Origin of the sequence: Pseudomonas sp. PA-1-6B (assembly GCF_021609545.1) — a bacterium.
Lineage (GTDB): Bacteria > Pseudomonadota > Gammaproteobacteria > Pseudomonadales > Pseudomonadaceae > Aquipseudomonas > Aquipseudomonas fluorescens_BV.
Genome location: NZ_WJZM01000110.1, coordinates 1 through 2,935, shown reverse-complemented (window position 1 = coordinate 2,935; position 2,935 = coordinate 1). Strand labels below are relative to the sequence as shown.

3 protein-coding genes are annotated in these 2,935 nt (G+C 60.2%); all 3 read left to right on the top strand.

Annotated features, from left to right (window positions below):
* Positions 1 to 1,250 (top strand): type VI secretion system Vgr family protein (locus GIV35_RS27045; protein ID WP_236491457.1); only part of this gene is annotated, 1,250 nt, incomplete at its 5' end.
* 9 nt (positions 1,251 to 1,259) lie between these two features.
* A complete protein-coding gene (locus GIV35_RS27040; protein WP_223024406.1) occupies positions 1,260 to 2,609 on the top strand; it encodes a DUF2169 family type VI secretion system accessory protein in 1,350 nt (449 codons plus the stop codon).
* 1 nt (position 2,610) lies between these two features.
* Positions 2,611 to 2,935, top strand: a 325-nt coding sequence (locus tag GIV35_RS27035) for a DUF4150 domain-containing protein (protein ID WP_236266007.1), incomplete at its 3' end; no start/stop codon positions are given.

The following is a 2,935-nucleotide window of genomic DNA, read 5'->3' as shown; positions in this document are numbered from 1 at the left end:
ACAAGGACTACGAGCGCTACGACTACCCCGGGCGCTACAAGCGCGACATCGCCGGTAAGCCCTTTACCAAGACCCGCCTGGCCGCCCTGCGTAACGACGCCAAGTTGGCCCATGTGGAAGGCGACGATGAACGTCTGCAACCGGGGTTGGCCTTCGACCTCAACGATCATCCCCGTGAGGATTTCAATGATCGCTGGCGCACCATCGCCATCAAGCATGAAGGCAAGCAGCACACCAGCTTGCAGGAAGAATCGTTTGGTAGCGGCCTCGGCACCTCCTACACGTTGAAGGCTAGCGCCATCCGCTGGACCTCGGATTGGAAGGCGCCGCTGCGGGACAAACCCTGCATCGACGGCCCACAGATCGCCACCGTCGTCGGCCCGCCAGGAGAAGAGATTTATTGCGATGAATGGGGCCGGGTGAAGGTGCAATTCCCGTGGGACCGCTCGGACAAAAACAATGATCAGAGTTCGTGCTGGATTCGTGTGGCTCAAGGCTGGGCCGGGGCGACCTGGGGCGCCATGGCCGTGCCTCGGATAAATCAGGAGCTGATCATCAGCTTTTTGGACGGCGATCCTGACCAGCCGATCGCCACGGGGCGGACCTACCGCCAAACCAATCTGCCGCCGTATGAGCTGCCCAAACACAAAACACGAATGACCATCAAGAGCCGCACCCACAAGGGCTCTGGTTTCAATGAGCTGCGTTTTGAAGATGAGTTGGGCCACCAGGAAGTGTTCATTCATGCCGAGAAAGACAAGAACGTCCATATCAAAAACAACAACGGCATCTACGTCGGCAACGACCGTAAGGAACGGGTTGAGCACAACGAAACCGTGTCTATTGGCGACCACCGCACCGAGGATGTCGGCCAGAACGAAACCATCAGCATCGGTGCCAACCGCAGCGTGACCATCGGCGGTAACAAGGCCGAGACCATCAAATTGGCCAAAGCCGAAACCATTGGTTTGGCCAAGGCGCTGACCATTGGCGCGGCGTACCAGACCAGTGTTGGCGCGGCCATGAACACCACCGTGGGGCTGAGCCAGAGCGAGCAGGTCGGTGTCCACAAATCGGTTGCGGTGGGCAAGAAATTCACCATCGACGCCGGGGACGAATTCAAGGTCACGGTGGGTAAATCCACCTTGGTGATGAAGTCCGACGGCACCGTCCTGATCAATGGCCGCACCTTCGATTTCAGCGCTAGCGGCGCAGTGCAGATCAACGGTAAAGACGTCGATATCAACTGAGGGGCGGACATGGAATTTCGCAATCTGACGCCCTTCGATGCGTTGTGTTTCAGCGCGCTGGGCATGGACGATCAAGAGTACCCGGTGCTGGTAATGAAAGTAGGCTATCGGCTGCTGCCCATTGACGGGCAGCCGGATCAGTTTCGCGCTGAAGTGCTGGACGACGAACCGTTGGAGCTTTGCACCGCTGATCGCTACTACGGCGAGGAAGGGGCCAGCAGCGTCTGCGAGGAAAGCGACCTGGCGCCGTTCAAACCGCGCTGTGATGTGATCGTGGTAGGCAATGCTTATGCGCCACAAGGTCAACCTGCAATGCAGTGGACGGCCGGACTGCGCATCAGTGCGCCGGTGGCCCCACCGCCCAGAATCGACGTGCCGCTGCCGACGCCGTTGAGTCCCGGCGAACGGCTGACCGAATATCAGCTAATGGCATGGCAAGCCGCCCGGCAAGAAGCTTTTAAGCGTCGGGCCGAAACGCCGACGCGCCATTACTTGTTGGACAAGCATCTGAAATTCACTGGCCCTCGCCAGTTCCGCCACAGCTTGTTCGGTGGCTGGCAATTGACCGAACCGCAACCGGCCACCTCGGTGCCTTTGCGCTGGGAATATGCCTTCGGGGGCAGCAGCGTGGTGCCCAATCCCGAACACGCGGTTGATACAAATACTCCGCCCTATCTGCTCAACGAAGTCTGTTACAGCAACCCGCTGGGCCGGGGCTGGATCGAAAGGCGCCAGGAAGACCTCGGTTTTCAACTGGACAAGCCTCTGCGCGAACTCACTGCACCGCAGATCGAGCCCATCGACAAACCCGTGTGGCGCCTGGATCGGGTCAAACATCCCGAGGGTGAACTCGACGCCAACGGCATGGCGCAGGTCGCGGCCAGCTACAAAAACCAACCGGCCGGATTTGGCGTGGTGGGCCGTGCCTGGGCACCGCGCCTGCCATTGGCCGGGAGCTATGACGAAACCTGGCAGCGCGAACGCTGGCCGGGCTTGCCACGGGATTTCGATTTTGCCTACTGGAACGGCGCGCCCGTGGATCAGCAGATCGATTTTCCGCCGCCTGCGTTTCGTCTTGAACTGTTCAACCTGACCAATCCCGACCTCACCCCCGAAGGCACGTTATGCGTGGAACTGCCCGGCCATCGCCCCTTTGTGCTGATGCGCCTGCACAGCGGCGCCATGCTGCCACTGCCCATGCTCACCGACACCCTGCGTATCGACACCGAGGCCATGACATTAGCGCTGACCCATCGCATCAGCCTGCCCAATCATCTGGGCATTCGCGTACTGGAAGCGCGCTTCGAGACGGATCCAAATGCCCCGCTGATAAAGCGCGCAGCCAAGGAGGTGCTCTGACATGGCCGATAACGTCATCGCCCGTAAGCAGGGCAAATGGAAAGTGGTCAGCATCGTCCCCGATGTGTGCAAGACGCCGATGGGCAGCGCCATCCCACCAGTGCCCTACCCCGTCACGGCCGAACTTAAAACCGCCACTGGGGTAGCCAAATCGGTACGTGCCAACGGTAAACCGGTGGTGGTGTTCGACAAGAGCCTGGTGCCGACCACCAAGGGTGATGGGGCTGGCGCCGCGAAAGGCATCAAGAGCAACACCGTGGGCGGCAAGTGCTACCCGTTGGAGAAGAGCAGCACCGTACGCGCCGAAGGCAAGTTGGTAGTGCGCC

Excerpts from the sequence above, each read along its gene's own strand:
- GIV35_RS27040 (WP_223024406.1), top strand. The coding sequence starts at position 1,260 with ATGGAATTTCGCAATCTGACGCCCTTCGATGCGTTGTGTTTCAGCGCG.